This is a genomic window from Sinomonas flava (assembly GCF_039531875.1).
GTDB classification, from domain to species: Bacteria; Actinomycetota; Actinomycetes; order Actinomycetales; family Micrococcaceae; genus Sinomonas; species Sinomonas flava.
Window position 1 is genome coordinate 15,763 of the sequence record NZ_BAAAQW010000013.1, and the last position, 18,453, is coordinate 34,215.

Annotated in this window: 13 protein-coding genes; 3 read left to right on the forward strand and 10 right to left on the reverse strand. The window is 72.7% G+C overall.

The features are described 5' to 3' along the window. Positions 1 to 6: 6 nt before the first annotated feature. The 7 genes from ABD298_RS17110 to argC all read right to left on the reverse strand — a co-directional run bounded on the left by ABD298_RS17110 (position 7) and on the right by argC (position 7,440). Positions 7 to 1,236 (reverse strand): NAD(P)/FAD-dependent oxidoreductase, encoded by a 1,230-nt coding sequence (locus tag ABD298_RS17110; RefSeq protein ID WP_344301018.1) that lies wholly within the window; start codon positions 1,234 to 1,236, stop codon positions 7 to 9. Between the two features lie 121 nt (positions 1,237 to 1,357). Beyond that, positions 1,358 to 1,876, reverse strand: a complete 519-nt coding sequence (locus tag ABD298_RS17115) for an arginine repressor (protein ID WP_344301020.1) — start codon at positions 1,874 to 1,876, stop codon at positions 1,358 to 1,360. A gap of 5 nt (positions 1,877 to 1,881) precedes the next feature. Next, entirely contained in the window at positions 1,882 to 2,859 is a 978-nt protein-coding gene (argF, locus tag ABD298_RS17120; protein WP_344301021.1) for an ornithine carbamoyltransferase, read from the reverse strand. Continuing rightward, positions 2,856 to 4,253: an acetylornithine transaminase gene (locus ABD298_RS17125; RefSeq protein ID WP_344301022.1), complete on the reverse strand. Its 1,398-nt coding sequence runs from the start codon at positions 4,251 to 4,253 to the stop codon at positions 2,856 to 2,858. Before ABD298_RS17125 ends, argF begins: the two co-directional genes overlap by 4 nt. Beyond that, positions 4,250 to 5,167, reverse strand: coding sequence for an acetylglutamate kinase (gene argB / locus ABD298_RS17130; RefSeq protein ID WP_344301076.1), 918 nt, complete (start codon positions 5,165 to 5,167; stop codon positions 4,250 to 4,252). Before argB ends, ABD298_RS17125 begins: the two co-directional genes overlap by 4 nt. A 63-nt stretch (positions 5,168 to 5,230) precedes the next feature. Beyond that, the gene (gene argJ, locus ABD298_RS17135) at positions 5,231 to 6,397 is read right to left on the reverse strand and encodes a bifunctional glutamate N-acetyltransferase/amino-acid acetyltransferase ArgJ (protein WP_344301023.1); all 1,167 of its coding nucleotides are present in this window, start codon (positions 6,395 to 6,397) and stop codon (positions 5,231 to 5,233) included. Beyond that, the gene (argC, locus tag ABD298_RS17140; RefSeq protein ID WP_344301024.1) at positions 6,394 to 7,440 is read right to left on the reverse strand and encodes an N-acetyl-gamma-glutamyl-phosphate reductase; all 1,047 of its coding nucleotides are present in this window, start codon (positions 7,438 to 7,440) and stop codon (positions 6,394 to 6,396) included. Before argC ends, argJ begins: the two co-directional genes overlap by 4 nt. A gap of 112 nt (positions 7,441 to 7,552) precedes the next feature. Here argC and ABD298_RS17145 point away from each other — a divergent pair, with 112 nt between their 5' ends. The 3 genes from ABD298_RS17145 (at position 7,553) to ABD298_RS17155 (ending at position 13,929) form a co-directional block, all read left to right on the forward strand. Next, positions 7,553 to 8,518, forward strand: coding sequence for a quinone oxidoreductase family protein (locus ABD298_RS17145; RefSeq protein ID WP_344301026.1), 966 nt, complete (start codon positions 7,553 to 7,555; stop codon positions 8,516 to 8,518). Positions 8,519 to 8,596: 78 nt separating this feature from the next. Beyond that, positions 8,597 to 12,559, forward strand: a complete 3,963-nt coding sequence (locus ABD298_RS17150) for a Pls/PosA family non-ribosomal peptide synthetase (RefSeq protein ID WP_344301027.1) — start codon at positions 8,597 to 8,599, stop codon at positions 12,557 to 12,559. Further along, positions 12,556 to 13,929, forward strand: coding sequence for a M1 family metallopeptidase (locus tag ABD298_RS17155; protein ID WP_344301028.1), 1,374 nt, complete (start codon positions 12,556 to 12,558; stop codon positions 13,927 to 13,929). The genes ABD298_RS17150 and ABD298_RS17155 overlap by 4 nt, the downstream gene beginning before the upstream one ends. Positions 13,930 to 14,017: 88 nt before the next feature. On the opposite strand, the gene ABD298_RS17160 is transcribed toward ABD298_RS17155, so the two are convergent. Genes ABD298_RS17160 through pheS form a run of 3 tightly spaced genes read right to left on the reverse strand, consistent with a single transcriptional unit; the run spans position 14,018 to position 18,433 of the window. Next, entirely contained in the window at positions 14,018 to 14,815 is a 798-nt protein-coding gene (locus ABD298_RS17160) for a 4'-phosphopantetheinyl transferase family protein (protein WP_344301029.1), read from the reverse strand. A gap of 14 nt (positions 14,816 to 14,829) precedes the next feature. Then, on the reverse strand, positions 14,830 to 17,379 hold the full coding sequence (gene pheT / locus ABD298_RS17165) for a phenylalanine--tRNA ligase subunit beta (protein WP_344301030.1): 2,550 nt from the start codon (positions 17,377 to 17,379) through the stop codon (positions 14,830 to 14,832). Positions 17,380 to 17,383: 4 nt separating this feature from the next. Beyond that, complete coding sequence (pheS, locus tag ABD298_RS17170) at positions 17,384 to 18,433, reverse strand: phenylalanine--tRNA ligase subunit alpha (protein WP_344301077.1); 1,050 nt, start codon at positions 18,431 to 18,433, stop codon at positions 17,384 to 17,386. Between the last annotated feature and the right edge of the window lie 20 nt (positions 18,434 to 18,453).

Below are 18,453 nucleotides of genomic sequence, written 5' to 3' on the forward strand. Positions count from 1 at the left end.
TCCACGCTACGCGGGGCGCACCGGGGCGAGGCCCTCCCGGCGCGCGGCCTCGAGGAGGTGCCGCCGCCTGCCGTCCGTGAGGAGGGCCCAGTTGACGGTTCCGGGCCGCTTGGCCTCGAAGAGCAGGCCACGGTAGGTCGACCGGCAGACGCCTTCCTTGATCGCTGCCGCTGTCCGTCCGGCGAGGAAGGCCTTCCGCGCACGGTCGTCCGTCGATGCAGCCTGGACCAGCCCCGTGCGTCGGCCGACGCTCAGGCACTGTCCGACGAAGCCCGGGGAGACGGCCTTGGGCGTCGTGCCCGCGACGCGCGCCAGCACGGCGTCGGCGGCCAGCGAGCCGAGCGGGATCGCGGCTTGGCAGCTCATCCGGTACGGGAGACCCGACGGCGAGGCCGCGTCGCCGGCGGCGATGATGCGCGGATCGTCCACGCTTGCGAGCGTCTCGTCCGTCAGGAGGCGGCCGCCGTCGGCGGTGGCCAGTCCGCTCTCTGCAGCGAGGTCCGGGACGGCGAAGCCGGCCGTCCAGATCGTGACGGTGCTGGGCACTTCGCGCCCGTCCTCGAGGCGCACGACGCCGGGACGCACCTCCGCGGCCCGGGCACCCGGGCCGTCGAACACCGTCACGCCGAGGCGGCTGAGTCGCCCCGCAAGTGCCAGGCGTGCCTCGGGGTGCAGGTACGGGCCGAGCACGCTGCCGCATACGAGAGCCACCGGGCGGCCGCCCTCGGCGAGCTCTGCGGCGGTCTCGATGCCGGTGGGGCCGCCGCCGACCAGGGCCACGGCGGCGCCGGCCGGGGCGGCGTCGAGCGCGGCACGCAGCCGCTGCGCGTCCTCGAGCGTGGCGAGGGGGTGGGCGAACTCGGCCGCGCCCGGCACGTCCGGACGCGCGCCCGCGCTGCCGACGGCGTAGACGAGGTAGTCGTAGGCGATCCTGGCGCCCGTTCCGAGCGCGACAGTGCGGCGCGGCAGGTCGATCCGGGTCGCCGTGCCGACGACGAGTCGAACGCGCGGGGCGAGGACGTCACCGAGGTCGTGGACGGCCCCGTGCGTTCCGGCGACGAGCTGGTGCAGGCGGATCCGCTCGACAAACTGCGGGCGCGGGTTGATGAGGGTCACATCCACGTCCCGGCGCTGCGTGAGGCGGTTGGCCGCCATCGTGCCGGCGTACCCGCCGCCGATCACGACGACACGGGTCTGCGTGGTGCGGGTGTCTGCGGTACTGCTGTTCTCGGCCACGGTGTTCTCCTGACGCTTCCGGATCCCGCGGGCGCGGGATTCCGGCCACAAGACACCGGACGGCCGGATTGTGTGACAACCCGGGCTGCGCCGGGCGCGGGCCTCCGCCTCGTCGGCGGCCCTACGCCCCCTGGGAGGCTAGCTCGAGGAATCGGGCAGCGACGGACTCTCCGCCCCCCGGCTCCCGGGTTACGATCATGACGGTGTCGTCGCCGGCGATGGTCCCGAGGATCGAGGGGATCACGGAGTGGTCGATCGCGAGGGCCAAGAAGTTCGCCGCACCCGGCGGGGTCCGCAGGACCACGATGTTCGCCGACGCCTCGGCGGTCACCAGCAGATCGGCGCACAGCTTCGCGAGGCGCGCGTCGAGGACTTCGGGGGCCTGGCCCATGCGTGGGCTCCGATCCCCTCCCTCGCCGCGGACCGCGTAGACCAGGCCGCCGTCGGCGCCGCGCACGCGCACGGCCCCGATCTCCACGAGGTCACGCGAGAGGGTCGCCTGGGTGACCTGCACGCCGTCGTCCGCGAGGAGGGTGGCGAGCTCCGCCTGCGAGCGCACCGAGGTCCCCGCCAGAAGCGCACGGATGCGCGCCTGGCGGGCGGCCTTGGTCTGCGGTGCGGAGCTGGGTATGGCGCTCATGTCGCTCAGGAGACCGCCGGGAGGCCCTCGACGACGGCCTGGCCCGAGTAGTGCAGGACCCACGCGAGCAGGGCCTTCTGGGCGTGCAGGCGGTTCTCGGCCTCGTCCCAGACCACGGACTGCGGACCGTCGATGACCTCGGCGGCGACCTCGTAGCCGCGGTAGGCCGGGAGGCAGTGGAGGAACACGGCGTCAGGCGCCGCCTTGGCCATCGCCGCGGCGTCCACGGAGTAGTCGCGGAACAGCTGCATCCGCTCGGCCTTCTCGGCTTCCTGGCCCATCGAGACCCACGTGTCGGTCGTGACGACGTCGGCACCCTCGAGCGCTGCGGCCGCATCCACGGTGACGAGCACCGAGCCGCCGGTCTTCGCCGCGACGTCCTCAGCCTCCGCCACGATCTCCGGCGCGGGCAGGTAGCCGTCCGGCCCGGCGATGCGCACGTGCATGCCGGCGGTTGCGCCCGCGAGGAGGTACGAGTTGGCCATGTTGTTCGCGGCGTCGCCGAGGTATGCCATGCTCAGGCCGGCGAGCCGGCCCTTGTGCTCCTTGACGGTCAGGAGGTCGGCGAGGAGCTGGCACGGGTGGTAGTCGTCGCACAGGGCGTTGACCACGGGCACGCGCGAGTGGGCGGCCATGTCCACGAGGCCCTGGTGCGCTCCCGTGCGCCACACGATCGCGGCGACCATCCTCTCGAGGACCTTGGCCGTGTCCTCGACCGACTCCTTGTGCCCGATCTGCGCCTCGCCCGGGTTGATGATGAGCGGGGTGCCGCCCATGTCGGACACGCCGGTGGCGAAGGAGACCCGCGTGCGGGTCGAGGTCTTGTCGAAGATGACGGCGACCGTCCTGCGGGCCGAGCCCTCGGCCGCGAGCGGCTGGACCGAGTAGGGGGCGGCCTTCATGCGCACGGCGAGGTCGAGGACCTCCGCCTGCTCGGCGGGGCTGAGGTCGGTGTCCTTGAGGAAGTGCCGGGTGCTGGTCACTTCGCCTCCTTCGGTGTCTGCGCGGCGGCGAGGCGTTCTGTGGCTGACGCCACCAGGCCCGGCAGCGCCGCGACGAACGTGTCGGCCTGCTCGGCCGTGAGGATGAGCGGCGGCGCGAGGCGGAGGGTCCGCGGGCCCGGCGCGTTGATGATGAAGCCCGCCTCGAGTGCCTGGTTCACGACGGCGGCGGCGAGGTTCGCGCCGTCGGGCAGCGGTGCTGTGTGCCCCGCGGGAACCGCCAGGTCGATGCCGATCAGCAGGCCGCGGCCACGGACCTCGGCGACCTCGGGCAGCGCGGCGAGGGCGGTGCGGAGCCGCTCCCCCACGGCGCGGACGTTCGCGAGGACGCCCTGCGACTCGAGCGCGTGGACCGTGGCCAGCGCGGCGGCGGTCGCGACCGGATTGCCGCCGAACGTCGTGCCGTGCTGGCCCGCGGTCAGGAGTGCGCTCACGTCGGGGCCGAACGTCACGAGGGCCCCGATGGGGAAGCCGCCGCCGAGGCCCTTGGCGAGCGTGACGGCGTCGGGCACCACGCCCGTGCCCTCGATCGCGAGCCACGCGCCCGTACGGCCGATCCCGGTCTGGACCTCGTCGACGATGAGGAGGGCGCCGGCGTCGCGGGTGATCTTCCGCGCCTCGGCGAGGTAGCCCTTGGGGAGCGGGATCACCCCGGCCTCGCCTTGGATCGGCTCGAGGAACACCGCCTGGGTGGTCTCGTCGACGGCAGCGCGGAGGGCCTCGACGTCGCCGAACGGGATGTGCACGACGCCGCCGGGCAGCGGCTCGAACGGCTCGCGGTACGCCTTCTTGGCCGTGAGGGCTAGGGCGCCCATGGTGCGGCCGTGGAACGCGCCCTCGAGGGCGATGACCTTGGTGCGCGGCCCGCCGCCCGCGTTGGTGCTGTTCCGGCGCGCGAGCTTGAACGCGGCCTCGTTCGCCTCGGTGCCCGAGTTCGCGAAGAACACCTTGGACCCAGCGGGCGCGCCGGTGATCTCCAGCAGCTTCTCCGCCAGCGCCACCTGGGTGGGGCTCGTGAAGAAGTTCGAGACGTGGCCGAGCGTGGAGAGCTGGCTCGAGATCACGCTCGTGACGAACGGGTGCGCGTGGCCGAGTGCGTTGACGGCGATGCCGCCGAGCAGGTCGAGGTACTGCTTGCCGTCGGCGTCCCACACGTAGCAGCCCTGCCCCCGGACGAGGACGCGCTGCGGGGTGCCGAAGACGCCCATGAGCGAGTCCGAGTAGCGCTGGAGCCACTCCCTGCCCGAGCTCACCTCCGGTGACTGCGCTGGAGCGGGCGTCCCGCCCAAGGATGCCCACCGAACCCCGGACGCCCGCTCCAGCTCCGTCACCTCAGCGTCGATGGTCGCCTTGTCGCTGTTGGAGTTCTCACTCATGCGTGCTGTCCTTCCCCGTCGGGCATCACCTGGGTGCCGACGCCGGCGTTCGTGAAGATCTCGAGGAGCATCGTGTGGGGGCTGCGGCCGTCGACGATCGCGGCGCGGTCCACGCCCTCCGTGACGGCCTTGAGGCAGGCGCCCATCTTGGGGATCATGCCGGACTCGAGGGAGGGGAGCATCTCGCGCAGCTCGGAGGCGGAGATCTGGGATACGAGCGAGTCCCTGTCCGGCCAGTTGCTGTAGAGGCCCTCGACGTCCGTCAGGACCACGAGGCGCGAGGCGTTGAGCGCGACGGCGACCGCGGCCGCGGCGGTGTCGGCGTTGACGTTGAGGACCTGGCCGGTCGGCTGGAACCGTTCGACGCCGTCGGGCCCGGTCTCGGCAGTGACCTCCGGGGCGACGGTGGAGACGACGGGGATACGGCCCGCGCCGAGGATGTCCAGGATGGCGCCGGGGTTGACGCCGACGACCTCGCCCACGAGCCCGAGGTCCACCTCCTCGCCGTCGACCTCCGTGCCCGTGCGGACCGCCCGGAGGAGGCCGGCGTCCTCACCCGACATGCCCACGGCGTAGGGGCCATGGGAGTTGATGAGGCCGACGAGCTCGCGGCCCACCTGGCCCGTGAGGACCATGCGGACCACGTCCATGGCCTCCGGCGTGGTGACGCGGAGGCCGCCCTTGAACTCGCTCTCGATCCCCACGCGGGCGAGCATCGCGTTGATCTGCGGGCCGCCGCCGTGCACGACCACAGGGTGGATGCCCACGTGGTGCAGGAAGACGATGTCCTCGGCGAAGGCGCGCCGCAGCTCGTCGTTGACCATCGCGTTGCCGCCGTACTTGACCACCATGGTGGTGCCGGCGAAGCGCTGGATCCAGGGCAGGGCCTCGATGAGGGTCTCGGCCTTGTCCATGGCGAGGCGGATGTTCGGGCTCGTCGTGCCGCTGCTGGTGGTCTCAGCCACGCGCGTCCCCTTTCAGCTCGAGTAGGCCGAGTTCTCGTGCACGTAGTCGTGCGTGAGGTCGTTGGTCCAGATGGTCGCCTCGGCGTCCCCGGCGGCGAGGTCGATCTCCACGAGGACTTCGCGCGGCTCGAGGTCCACGAGCGAGCGGTCCTGACCGATGCCGCCGTTCTGGCAGATCTGGACTCCGTTGATCGAGACGTTGAGCGAGTCCGGCTCGAACGCGGCGTCGGTGGTGCCGACGGCGGAGAGCACGCGGCCCCAGTTCGGGTCCTTGCCGAAGATGGCCGTCTTGAACAGGTTGGACCGGGCCACCGCCCGCGAGACGGTCTCCGCGTCGCGCTCGCTGGCCGCATTGAACGTGCGGATCGCGATATCGTGCGCGGCGCCCTCGGCGTCGCCGATGAGCTTGCGGGCCAGCTCGGCGCAGACCTGGGTGAGCCCGGCGGTGAGGGCAGCCGTGTCGGGCACCGCCCCCGAGGCGCCGGAGGCCATGAGCACCACGGTGTCGTTGGTGGACATGCAGCCGTCGGAGTCGGCGCGGTCGAACGTCACGCGGGTCGCGTCGCGCAGGGCCGCGTCGAGCACCTCGGGATGGACCTCGGCGTCGGTCGTGAGCACGACGAGCATCGTGGCGAGGCCTGGGGCGAGCATTCCGGCGCCCTTCGCGATCCCGCCGATCGTGAACTCCACGCCCTGCGTGTCGGCGCCGGTGAACACGGCCTCCTTGGGCACGGTGTCCGTCGTCATGATCGCGACCGCCGCGTCGTGGCCGCCGTCCTCGGAGAGGGCTGAGGCGAGCGAGTCGATGCCCGGGATGATCTTGTCCATGGGGAGCTGCTCGCCGATGAGGCCGGTCGAGCACACGACGACGTCGCCGGCCGAGATGCCGAGGGCGTCGGCGGTCTTCTCCGCCGTGGTGTGGGTGTTCTGGAACCCCTTCGGGCCGGTGCACGCGTTCGCGCCGCCGGAGTTCAGCACGACGGCGTCCACGCGCCCGTCCGTGACCACCTGCTTCGACCAGCGCACGGGGGCCGCGGCGACGCGGTTGGAGGTGAAGACGGCCGCGGCGTTCCTGTCGGGTCCGTCGTTGACGACGAGGGCCATGTCCGGCTTGCCGGAGGCCTTGAGGCCCGCGGTGATCCCGGCGGCCCGGAAGCCCTGGGGTGAGGTGACGGTCACGGTGCGACTCCCAGCTGTGCGAGGCCGGCGCCCTCGGGAAGGCCCAGCGCGATGTTCATGGACTGCACCGCCCCGCCGGCGGTGCCCTTCGTGAGGTTGTCGATCACGGAGCTCACGATCACGCGGCCTGCGTGCTCGTCGAACGCGAGCTGGATCGCGGCGTGGTTCGAGCCGATGACCATCTGCGTCGCGGGCCACTGGCCCTCGGGCAGGACGTGGATGAAGCTTTCGCCGGCGTAGGCGTCGTCCCACGCGGCGCGCAGCTGCCCCGCGCCGACGCCGGGCTTGACCCGGGCTGTCGCCGTCGTGAGGATGCCGCGGCTCATGGGCGCGAGGGTCGGCGTGAAGGAGACGGAGACGGGGACGCCCGCCGCATTCGAGAGGCCCTGCTCGATCTCAGGGGTGTGGCGGTGGCCCCCGCCCACTCCGTACGGGCTCATGGAGCCCATCACCTCGGACCCCAGCAGGTGCGGCTTGGTCGACTTGCCGGCGCCGGACGTGCCGGAGGCCGAGACGATCACGACGTCCTCCGGCTCGAGGAGGCCCGCGGCGAAGCCAGGGGTGAGGGCGAGCAGCGCGGAGGTCGGGTAGCAGCCCGGGACCGCGACGCGGCGTGCGCCGACGAGCTTGTCCCGCTGCTTCGCGCCGCCGCCGAGCGGGAGCTCCGGCAGGCCGTAGGGCCAGGTGCCCGCATGCTCGGAGCGGTAGAAGCGGAACCAGGCCTCGGGGTCCTCGAGGCGGTGGTCCGCCCCGGCGTCGATCACCAGGGTGCCCTCGGGCAGCGCCGCGGCCACCTCTGCCGATGCCCCGTGCGGGAGGGCGAGGAACACGACGTCGTGCCCCGCCAGGTTCTCCGCGGTCGTCTCGACGATCACCCGGTCCGCGAGCGAGAGCAGGTGCGGCTGGAGCTCGCCCAAGCGGCTGCCGGCGCTCGAGTGGGCCGTGATGGCGCCGATCTCGACGTCGGGGTGGTTGGCCAGCAGGCGGAGGACCTCTCCTCCGGCGTAGCCGCTGGCTCCGGACACTGCTGCGGTAATAGTCACCCGGCCACTGTAGGCAAGTTTATGCATGGGAGTCAATATTTATGCATTGGCAGATTGTCGGCGTCCGTAGGATGGATCCCGAGCCTAGACGCACGCCACCAGAAGGAGAGCCATGATCAACGCCATCGTCGCCGCCGCGCCCGGAGGGCCCGAGGTCCTCGCGCCTGCAGAGGTGGAGATGCCGCATCCCGGTCCCGGCCAGCTCCTCATCCGGGTCGCCGCGGCGGGCATCAACTTCATCGAGACCTACCAGCGCCAGGGCATCTACAAGATCCCGTTCCCCTTCACTCCCGGCGCCGAGGCCTCCGGCGTCGTGGCCGAGGTGGGCGAGGGTGTCGAGGGATTCGCCCACGGCGACCGGGTCGCGACCGCCGAGGGCGTCAGGACCTACGCCGAGTACGCGCTGGTCGACGCGGACAAGGCGCTCCCGATCCCCGAGGGCCTGGACCTCCTCACTGCGGCGGCCCTCCCGCTGCAGGGCATGACGGCGCACTACCTCGTGACCTCGACCTTCCGCGTCGAGTCCGGCCAGACGGCCCTCGTGCACGCGGGAGCGGGCGGCGTCGGGCTCCTCCTCATCCAGATGCTCAAGGCCCGGGGAGCGCGGGTCATCACGACGGTCTCCACCGACGCCAAGGCCGAGCTCGCCGACGGCGCGGGCGCGGACCACGTGATCCGCTACCACGAGTTCCCCGACCAGGTGCGCGAGCTGACGGGCGGCACCGGCGTCGACGTGGTGTACGACGGCGTCGGGCGGGACACGTTCGACGGATCGCTCGCGAGCCTCCGCGTCCGGGGAATGCTCGTGCTCTTCGGCGCGGCGTCGGGCCCGGTGCCCCCGGTCGACCCCCAGCGGCTCAACACGGGAGGCTCTCTCTTCCTCACCCGCCCGACCCTCGCGCACCACCTGCTCAATGCCAACGAGCGACGGTGGCGCTCCTCCGAGGTGTTCGGCGCCGCGGCCGACGGCTCGCTCAACGTGCGCGTCGGGGCCCAGTTCCCGCTGTGGGAGGCGGCCGACGCCCACCGCGCCCTCGAGGGGCGGAGCACGACCGGGAAGGTGCTGCTCGTCCCCTGATGCTGTGACGACCGCCGCCTACGAAACCGGCCCCCGTTCCCGGTCCGCGGTGCCGCGCTCTGCAACAATGGCCGGGAGATGACAGCCCCGAGCGAGCCCGAAGGCCCGGCAGTGACAGATGCTCCAGAACGCGTTGCAGAGGCCGCGCCGCGGCCCCACGCTCCCCAGCTGCCCGGCTCGGGCCGGACGCCGCCGGCGAGGACCCTCATCGACATCCTGACCGCGAGCGCGGAGGCCTTCCCCGACGCCCCGGCGATCGACGACGGCGTCCGGGCCCTCTCCTACGCCGAACTGCTCGAGGAGGTCCGTGCCACCGGCCGGACGCTCCACGCGGCAGGCCTCGGCGCCGGTGACCGCATCGGCGTGCGGATCCCGTCGGGCACCGCGGAGCTGTACATCGCGATCCTTGCCGTGCTGCTCGTGGGCGCCGCATACGTCCCCGTGGACGCCGACGACCCGGACGAGCGCGCGAAGCTCGTCTTCGGCGAGGCAGGGGTCGCGGGGATCATCCGCGGAGGCGGGTCTCTCGTGGTGGGCAGGAAGCGGCCCAAGCCGTTCCCCGCCCCACGCATGCCCCGCCCTGAGGACGACTGCTGGATCATCTTCACCTCCGGCTCGACGGGCACGCCGAAGGGCGTCGCGGTGTCCCACCGCTCCGCGGCCGCCTTCGTCGACGCCGAGGCCCGCCTCTTCCTCCGGCACGAGCCGGTCGGCCCGGAGGACAGGGTCCTGGCCGGGCTCTCCGTCGCGTTCGACGCCTCGTGCGAGGAGATGTGGCTCGCCTGGCGGCACGGGGCGTGCCTGGTCCCCGCTCCGCGGGCACTGGTGCGCACCGGCATGGACCTGGGGCCGTGGCTCGTGCAGCGCGGCATCACGGTCGTCTCCACCGTCCCCACGCTCGCGGCGCTGTGGCCTCCCGAGGCGCTCGAGAACGTGCGCCTGCTGATCTTCGGCGGGGAGGCGTGCCCGCCCGAGCTCGCCGCCCGCCTCGCGGCCGAGGGCCGCGAGGTCTGGAACACGTACGGGCCCACCGAGGCCACCGTGGTCGCGTGCGCCGCGCAGATGGACGGCGTCGGGCCCGTCCGGATCGGGCTCCCGCTCGATGGCTGGGACCTCGCAATCGTCGACGCGCACGGCGCACCGGTGCCCGAAGGCGGCGTGGGCGAGCTGATCATCGGTGGCGTCGGCCTGGCCCGCTACCTCGACCCTGCCAAGGACGCCGAGAAGTACGCCCCCATGCCGAGCCTCGGCTGGGAGCGGGCCTACCGTTCGGGAGACCTCGTCCGGTTCGAGCCCGAAGGCCTCCTCTTCCAGGGCCGCGCGGATGAGCAGGTCAAGCTCGGCGGCCGCCGCATCGAGCTCGGCGAGGTCGACGCCGCCCTCCAGTCGCTCCCCGGCATTGCCGGCGCGGCCGCGGCCGTGCGCACGACGGCGGCAGGGAACCAGATCCTCGTCGGGTACCTCGCGCCCTCCGACGGCGTGACGCCCGACCTCGCCGCGTCCCGGAGGCGCCTCGCGCGGGAGCTGCCGGCCGCGCTCGTGCCGGTGCTCGCCGTCGTCGACTCCCTCCCGACCAAGACGAGCGGCAAGGTGGACCGCAACGCGCTCCCATGGCCGCTGCCGGGTCAGGACAACGACAAGGGACCGGACCTGGAGCTGCCGGAGGATGCGGCGTGGATCGTCGAGCAGTGGGGCGCCGTGCTCGGCACGCAGGCCCCCGGCCTCGACGCGGACTTCTTCGCCCACGGCGGCGGCTCGCTCTCCGCCGCGCAGCTCGTCTCGGCGTTGCGCCGGAGGTATCCGACGGTGACCGTCGCGGACGTGTACGCGCACCCGCGGGTCGGCGCGCTCGTCGAGGCCGTCCTGGGAACGGGCGGGGCAGCGGCTGAGCCGCGGGAGCGGACCGTGCGGCCCACCTCGCGCCGGACACAGGTGGTCCAGACCCTCACGGGCATACCGCTCTTCATCCTCGTTGGCGTGAGGTGGCTCACGTACCTCGCCGCGGGCAACAACGTGCTCGCGGCGATCGGCGGGTGGTCCGCGGCGCCCACACTCTCGTGGTGGTGGGTCGCGGCCATGTGGCTCGTGTTCGTGAGCCCGTGGGGCAGGATGGCCATCTCTGTCGCGGCCGCCCGGGTCCTGCTGCGCGGGGTGGAGCCCGGCCGGTACCCGCGCTCGGGCAGCGTCCACCTGCGCCTGTGGCTTGCTGAGCAGATTTCCGACCTCGCCCAGGCCGTGAGCCTCGCGAGTGCGCCGTGGGTCCCCTACTACGCGCGGGCCCTGGGCGCGAAGATCGGCCGGGACGCCGTGCTGCACTCCGTGCCCCCGGTCACGGGCATGCTGTCTGTTGGCCCGGGTGCGTCGGTGGAGCCCGAGGTGGACCTCTCCGGCTGGTGGATCGACGGGGACTGGGTGCACATCGGCGGCATCAGCATCGGCGCCGGCGCGGCCGTGGGCGCGCGCAGCACGCTCCTGCCGGGGGCGCGCATCGGCGCAGGGGCGGTCGTGGACCCCGGCTCGGCCGTGTCGGGGAAGGTCAAGGCCGGCCTGCGCGTGGCTGGCTCACCCGCCACGCGGGTGGGGAAGGCGAAGCCGGGCTGGCCGGAGGCCCCCGTGCGCCGGTCCAGCGTGCGCGAGGGCGCGTGGATCGCCGCGTTCGCGGCGGCATCGACCCTGCTGGCCCTCATCCCGTTCGTCTCGGCCGCGGCCGCCGCGCTTGTGCTCGTCTGGGCGGCGCGGGGGCACGGTTCGCTGCATGGTGCCATCGGCCCGCTGCTCGCGGCGACGCCCCTCGCGGCGGCCGCCTGGTTCGTGCTCAACCTGGCGCTCGTCGCTGGCGTGACGCGCCTGCTCGGGCTCGGGCTGGCCGAGGGGTACCACCGCGTCCGCTCCCGGACGGGCTGGCAGGTCTGGGCCACCGAGCGTGTGCTCGATCTGGCCCGCGACGTCCTGTTCCCCATCTACGCGAGCCTCTTCACCCCGGTGTGGCTGCGGATTCTGGGGGCGACGGTCGGCAAGCACGTCGAGGCGTCGACGGTCCTCCTGCTGCCGAAGATGACCACGGTGGCCGACGGCGCGTTCCTCGCCGACGACACGATGATTGCCAGCTACGAGCTCGGAGGCGGCTGGGTGAAGATCGCCCCGGCCAAGGTCGGCAAGCGCGCGTTCCTGGGCAACTCGGGCATGACGGCGGCCGGCCGCGCCGTGCCCAAGGACGGACTCGTCGCGGTCCTCTCGGCCACACCCAAGAAGGCCAAGTCGGGCTCGTCCTGGCTGGGCAGTCCTCCCGTCCGCCTCCGCCGCACTGCCATCTCATCGGACACCGAGCGGACCTTCAACCCGGTCCCGCGCCTCAAAGTGGCCCGGGCCCTGTGGGAGCTGTGCCGCGCGGTGCCGGTCGTGCTCACGGTGGCGATCGCCGTCGTCGTGCTCGTTGCCCTCGACTGGCTCGCCTCGGCGTGGGGGTACCTGCCCGCGGCGCTGCTGGGCGGCGCCGTCATGCTTGCCGCCGGTGCGGTCGCCGCGGTGTCCGCGACGGTCGCGAAGTGGCTCTTCGTGGGGCGCATCAAGGCCGGCGAGCACCCGTTGTGGAGCTCGTTCGTGTGGCGCAACGAGGTTCAGGACACGTTCGTGGAGATGGTCGCGGCACCCTGGTTCGCGCGTGCGGCGTCCGGCACCCCGGCGCTCGTGTGGTGGCTGCGGTCCCTCGGGGCGAAGATCGGCTCGGGCACGTGGTGCGAGAGCTACTGGCTGCCCGAGGCGGACCTCGTCTCGCTCGGCCCGAGCTCCACCGTGAACCGCGGCTGCGTGGTGCAGACGCACCTGTTCCACGACCGCATCATGGCGATCGACGCCGTCGTGCTAGGCGAGGGCGCGACCCTCGGCCCGCAAGGAGTAATCCTCCCCGGGGCGGAGATCGCCGACGGCGCGACGGTTGGACCGGCGTCGCTCGTGATGCGGGGCGAGCACGTCCCGGCGGCCAGCTACTGGCGCGGCAACCCCGTGGCGCCCTGGAAGGAACCGGAGGCACCCACGCGGTGAGCCAGACGACGCACGCCCGACCCGGGAAGAAGTCGAAGGACGAGGCCCTGCCGGACCCCTACACGCCCGGCCACGGACAGGCGGGTTACGTCGTGGCGCACTACGACCTCGAGCTCGCCATCCGCCTCGCGAGCAACCGCCTGTCCGGGCGTGCGCGCCTTCGGTCCACTGCGCGGGACCGGCTCGAGACCGTCGTCCTCAGCCTCGCCGGCCTCCGCGCGACCAAGGTCCAGGTCAACGGCGCGAAGCCCGCCAAGACGTCCCAGCGCGCCGACGAGCTGCGCATCACGCCGTCAGCCCCCATTGCGAAGGGCCAGGACTTCCACCTCGAGATCCGCTACGAGGGCAACCCGGAGCCGGTGGACGGGCTCTGGGGCGAGGTCGGCTGGGAGGAACTGTCCGACGGCGTGCTCGTCTCCGGCCAGCCGGTGGGCGCTCCCACCTGGTTCCCGTGCAACGACCACCCGAGCCAGAAGTCGACCTTCCGCATCACGGCGACGGCGGACGCTGGCTACCGGGTGGTCTCGAACGGGCTCCTCGTGGGCCACCGGCGCAAGGCCAGCCGAGAGACCTGGGCCTACGAGGTCCACGAGCCCATGGCGCCCTATCTCGCGACCCTGGTCATCGGGCGCTACCAGTTCCTCGAGCTCGGGCGGGTGCGGGCGCACGGCTCCCCCGCCGTCAGCGTGTTCGCCGCCGTGCCGCCGGCGCTGCGCGGCGCGGCGCTGACGGGCCTCCGCGACCAGGTGCGCATGATCGAGCTGTTCGCCGAGCTCTTCGGGCCGTACCCGTTCCGCGACTACACCGTCGTCGTCACCGACGACCCCCTCGAGATCCCGCTCGAGGCCCAGACGCTCTCCATTGTGGGGCGCAACCACATCACGCGGTCGTGGGATTCCCAGCGGCTCCTCGCGCACGAGCTGGCCCACCAGTGGTTCGGCAACTCGGTCACCGCGCGCCGTTGGGAGGACATCTGGCTCCACGAGGGATTCGCCTGCTACGCGGAATGGCTGTGGAGCGAGCACTCCGGGCAGGGAACCGCCGCCGCGCGGGCGGCCGACGCGTGGAGGCTGCTCTCGGCGCAGAAGGAGGACATCCTCGTGGGGGCGCCCGGCGCGGAGCTCATGTTCGACGACCGGGTCTACAAGCGGGGCGCGCTGGCGCTGCATGCGGTGCGGCGCGCCGTCGGGGACGACCGGTTCTTCCGGGCGCTGGCGGCCTTCGGCTCCGAGCGGCGGCACGGCAATGCGACGACGGCGGACTTCACCGAGCTGCTCGGACGCGTCGGCGCCGGCGCACGCGGCTTCCGCGGCGAGGACCTGCTGGGGCCCTGGCTGTTCGAGCGCGCGCTCCCGCCGCTCCCCCGGTAGCCTGCGCAGCCACCCCGGCGGCCCCCCGCCCCCCTCCCTCTGGGGGTCGCCTCCTGGAGGTCACCTTCTGTGGGTCGCCTCCGGGAGGTCAGCTGCAGCGCGTCTGGGCGACGGCTGCGACGAATCCCGGCGGCAGGCCGAGAGCTGCCGAGCTGATGTCGCGCACCCGCGGGTCCTCGAGCGTCTCGATCGACTGGGGATCTCCGCGCAGCCCGCTGCCGAGGGCCTTCAGAAGGGCTTCCTTGCGCGCCCAGATCCTCGCCGCTTCCCGCGCGGGCTCTGCCGCCTTCGACGCACGACGGCGCTCGGCCGCTGAGAAGACAGCGTCCGGGATTGCGGTGCGAAAGTCGGCGACTGCGGCCACGTCGACGCCGAGACCCTGCACAAAGCCGGTGACCTCGGCGCCACACCGGGCGACCTCGGCGCCACACCGGGCGACCTCGGCGCCACACGGGGCGACCTCGGCGCCACACGGGGCGACCTCGGCGCCACACCGGGCGACCTCGGCGCCACACGGGGTGACCTCGGCGGCGAGGAGGGCCCAGCCCCCGGTGCGGGACATGCTCGCCGCGACCGGAAGGAGCCTCCCGAAACCGCGAAGCGGCAGGCGGGCGCCGCCGTCGTGCGCGGAGGCAGCGAGCACGAACCCGGGCGCGCCATGCTCCCCCCGCCCGCAGTCGGGGCAGGTGTACGCCGGGAGCACGAGCCGGGGATCGGTCCCGACGGCTTCGGCCACGAGTTCCCTGAGCGCGAGCCGCCCGGCGAGGAACTCGTGGCGCCGGACGGGCTCGAGGATCGCGGCGGCCCGCTCGATCTCCCCGGGGGTGCAGACGCCGGCGGGCAGCACCGACCCGGGCGACCCGAGCGGCACTGCCCGCAGGAGCACGGCGGCGGGAGGTGCTAGCCGCGCTGGACCGCGCCGTACCGCTCGGCGGCGAGCGCCACGGCGGCCGCGCGGGCCTCGGAGGCCTCGTCGGCGGTCAAGGTGCGGTCGCCGGCGCGGAAGCGCAGGCCGAAGGCGAGGGACTTCTTGCCTTCCTCGATGCCCTTGCCGGTGTACACGTCGAACAGGTGGACGTCCTCGAGGAGCTCACCGGCCCCCTCGCGGAGCGCACCGAGCACCTCGCCCGCCGGCAGCGCCGCGTCGACGATGAGGGCGACGTCCTGAGTCGCGACCGGGAACGTGGAGAGGTGCTTGGCCACGACGACGTCGGCCGCCGCCTCGAACAGCGCGTCGGCGTCCAGCTCCACAGCCACTGAGCGCGCCGGCATGTCCAGCTCGGCGAGCAGCTTCGGGTGCAGCTCGCCGGCGAACCCGACGACCTCGCCCGAGCGCAGGGCAAGCTGCGCCGCCCGCCCCGGGTGGAACGCCTGGTGCGATCCCTGGCCGACCACGAGCTCCACGCCGAGCACGTCGCCGGCGAGGCGCGCGACGTCGAGCGCGTCGGCCCAGTCCCACGCACGAGGCTCGGTGCCCGGCGCCTGGGGCGAGTCCTTCCCGGTCAGGACGGCCGCGACGTGCAGGGGCTGGTTCGGCAGCCCGTCGTAGAGCGCGTCGAGGACCTCATCGGCGGGACGGACGCCGAGCGGGGGAATCTCCGGCGTCCCGAGCGCGCCGTCCTCGGGCAGGAAGACCAGCCCGGCCTCGAAGACCGCGAGGTCGCGGAAGCCGCGGCCATGGTTCCGCTTCACGGTGTCGATGAGGCCCGGCAGCAGGGAGGTGCGGAGCCACCCGTGCTCCTCGCTCAGCGGGTTGGCGAGCTTCACGGCGGGGCGCGCGGCCCCGGCCTCGGCGACGCCGAACGTCTCGTTCTGCCTCCTGGAGGCGAACGGGTACGAGAGGACCTCGGTCAGCCCCGCGTCGGCGAGCGCCTGCACGAGCCGACGGCGCTGCTGCTGGGTGCGCGTGTAGCCGCGCCCGGGAGGGGCCACCGGCAGGGTCGCGGGGATCTTGTCGTAGCCGACCAGACGCGCGACCTCCTCGGAGAGGTCCTCCTTCGTCTCCAGGTCGTTGCGCCAGCTGGGCGGCGTCACGAGGAAGTCGGACCCGGACCGCTCGATGCGCGCACCGAGGTCTCCCAGCGTGCGGGTGATCAGCTCCTCGCTGAACTCCATTCCGATCCGCTCGGACGCGAAGTCCGCCGGCAGAGGAATGCGGATCGGCTCGGGCGCCGTCCCGACGTCGGTGCCCGCCTCGTCCGCGACGCCGCCGCCGAGCTCGACGAGGAGGTCGACGACGCGCTGGGCCGCCACGTGCGCGACATTCCAGTCCACGCCCCGCTCGAAGCGCTTGGACGCCTCCGAGGGCAGCTTGTGGCGCCGGCGCGAGCGGGCGATGCTCACCGTGTCGAAGTGGGCCGCCTCGACGAGGACGTTCACGGTCTCGTCGCTGCACTCGGTCGACGCACCGCCCATGACGCCGGCGATGCCGATGGGCCCCGACTCATCGGTGATGAGGAGGTCCTCGGGGTCAAGCTCGCGGACCTTGCCATCGAGGGTCTCGAGCTTCTCCCCCGGCGCGGCGCGGCGCACCGTGATGGGGCCGGTCAGCTTGTCGAGGTCGTAGTTGTGGATCGGCTGGCCGAGTTCGAACATGACGTAGTTCGAGATGTCCACGGGCAGGGAGATCGAGCGGACGCCGGCGAGGCGCAGCCGCGAGACCATCCACTGCGGCGTCGGCCGGGTGGGATCGATGCCGCGCACCGTCCGCGCGACGAAGCGGTCGCAGCCGGGCACGCCGTAGATGGGTGCCTGGTCGTCGAGCACGACGCCGTAGCCCCCCTCGAGCGCCTCAGGCGCCTTGACGAGCTCGGCCGGGTCCGTGAACTCGGTGCCGGTGGCGTGGGAGTACTCGCGGGCGATGCCGCGGATCGAGAAGCAGTAGGCCCGGTCCGGGGTCACGTTGATCTCCGCCGCCTCGTCGGTCAGGCCGAGGAGCTCCAGCGCATCGGTGCCGACCTCCGGGTCGAGCCCGATGCGCGAGAGCACGAGGATGCCGTCGTGGTCGTCGCCGATGCCGAGCTCGCGCACGGAAGCGATCATGCCCGCCGACACATGGCCGTACGTCTTGCGGGCGGCGATGTGGAAGTCGCCGGGCAGCGTCGCTCCCGGGAGGGTCACCACGACCTTGTCGCCGGGCGCGAAGTTGTGCGCACCGCACACGATGCCCTGGACGCCGGAGGGGTCAATGCCCTTGCCGGTAAGCGTCTGCTCCTGGCCCTCCGGGACCACGCGCACCTCGCACCAGTTGATCGTCTTGCCGTTGCTCTGCGGCTCCTTGACGGCGCAAAGCACCTGCCCCACGACGATGGGGCCCCGGATCGAGTCGGACGGACGGTGGACGTCCTCCTCCTCGAGCCCAACCTTCACGAGGTCCGCCATGAGGTCCTCTGCGGTCGCGTCTGCAGGGAGCTGCGTGTACTCGCGCAGCCATGAAAGGGGGATTCGCATTGAACTAGATCTCCATCCCGAAGTGCTGGCTGAAGCGGACGTCGCCCTCGATCATGTCGTGCATGTCGGCGACCTCGTTGCGGAACATGAGCGTGCGCTCGATGCCCATGCCGAAGGCGAAGCCCGAGTACTCCTCGGGGTCGATGCCCGCCGCGCGCAGCACGTTCGGGTTGACCATGCCGCATCCTCCCCATTCGATCCACTGAGGGCCGCCCTTGGCGCCCGGGTGCCAGATGTCCAGCTCCGCGCTCGGCTCCGTGAACGGGAAGTAGTTCGGGCGCAGGCGGATCTGCGCCTCGGCGCCGAACATCTGCCGGGCGAAGTGCTCGAGGGTGCCGCGCAGGTCGGCCATGGACAGGCCCTTGTCGATGGCAAGGCCCTCGAACTGGTGGAACACGGGCGTGTGCGTCGCGTCGAGCTCGTCGGTGCGGAAGACCTTGCCTGGGCACAGGACGTAGATCGGGACCTCCCGCTCGAGCATCGAGCGGACCTGCACCGGCGACGTGTGCGTGCGCAGCAGCAGGTGGGCCTCGGGCGGGTCGACGAAGAAGGTGTCCTGCATTTCCCGCGCGGGGTGGTCGGGCTTGAAGTTGAGGGCGTCGAAGTTGAACCACTCGGACTCGACCTCGGGACCTTCGGCGATCTCCCAGCCCATCCCGACGAAGATGTCGCTCACGCGGTCCTGGAGCGTCGAGAGCGGGTGACGCGCCCCGGCACGACGGCGGCGCGGAGCCGCCGTGACGTCGACGGTCTCCTCCACGAGGATGCGCGCATCGTTCTCTGCCTCGAGCACGGCCTGGCGTTCGGCGATGGCCTTGTTCACCCGTCCCCGGGCGCCGCCGACGATCTTCCCGGCGGCCGCCTTCGACTCCTTCGGGAGCGCGCCGATCGCGCGGTTCGCGAGGGCCAGCGGAGACTTCTCGCCGGTGTGGGCAATGCGCGCAGCCTTGAGCGCATCGAGGTCCTCGGCAGCCGCGACAGCGGCCAGGGCGTCCTCGACGGCGGCGCTCACAGCGGCCTCGTCGACAGGATCGGGGACACTCGTCTCGGTCACGGGAACCTCGGTATCGGCAG

Bases quoted from the DNA above. Each gene is read 5' to 3' on its own strand.
- ABD298_RS17115 (WP_344301020.1), bottom strand. From the start codon at position 1,876: ATGAGCGCCATACCCAGCTCCGCACCGCAGACCAAGGCCGCCCGCCAG.
- ABD298_RS17125 (WP_344301022.1), bottom strand. From the start codon at position 4,253: ATGAGTGAGAACTCCAACAGCGACAAGGCGACCATCGACGCTGAGGTG.
- argB (WP_344301076.1), bottom strand. From the start codon at position 5,167: ATGGACAAGGCCGAGACCCTCATCGAGGCCCTGCCCTGGATCCAGCGC.
- ABD298_RS17145 (WP_344301026.1), top strand. From the start codon at position 7,553: ATGATCAACGCCATCGTCGCCGCCGCGCCCGGAGGGCCCGAGGTCCTC.
- ABD298_RS17150 (WP_344301027.1), top strand. From the start codon at position 8,597: ATGACAGCCCCGAGCGAGCCCGAAGGCCCGGCAGTGACAGATGCTCCA.
- pheT (WP_344301030.1), bottom strand. From the start codon at position 17,379: ATGCGAATCCCCCTTTCATGGCTGCGCGAGTACACGCAGCTCCCTGCA.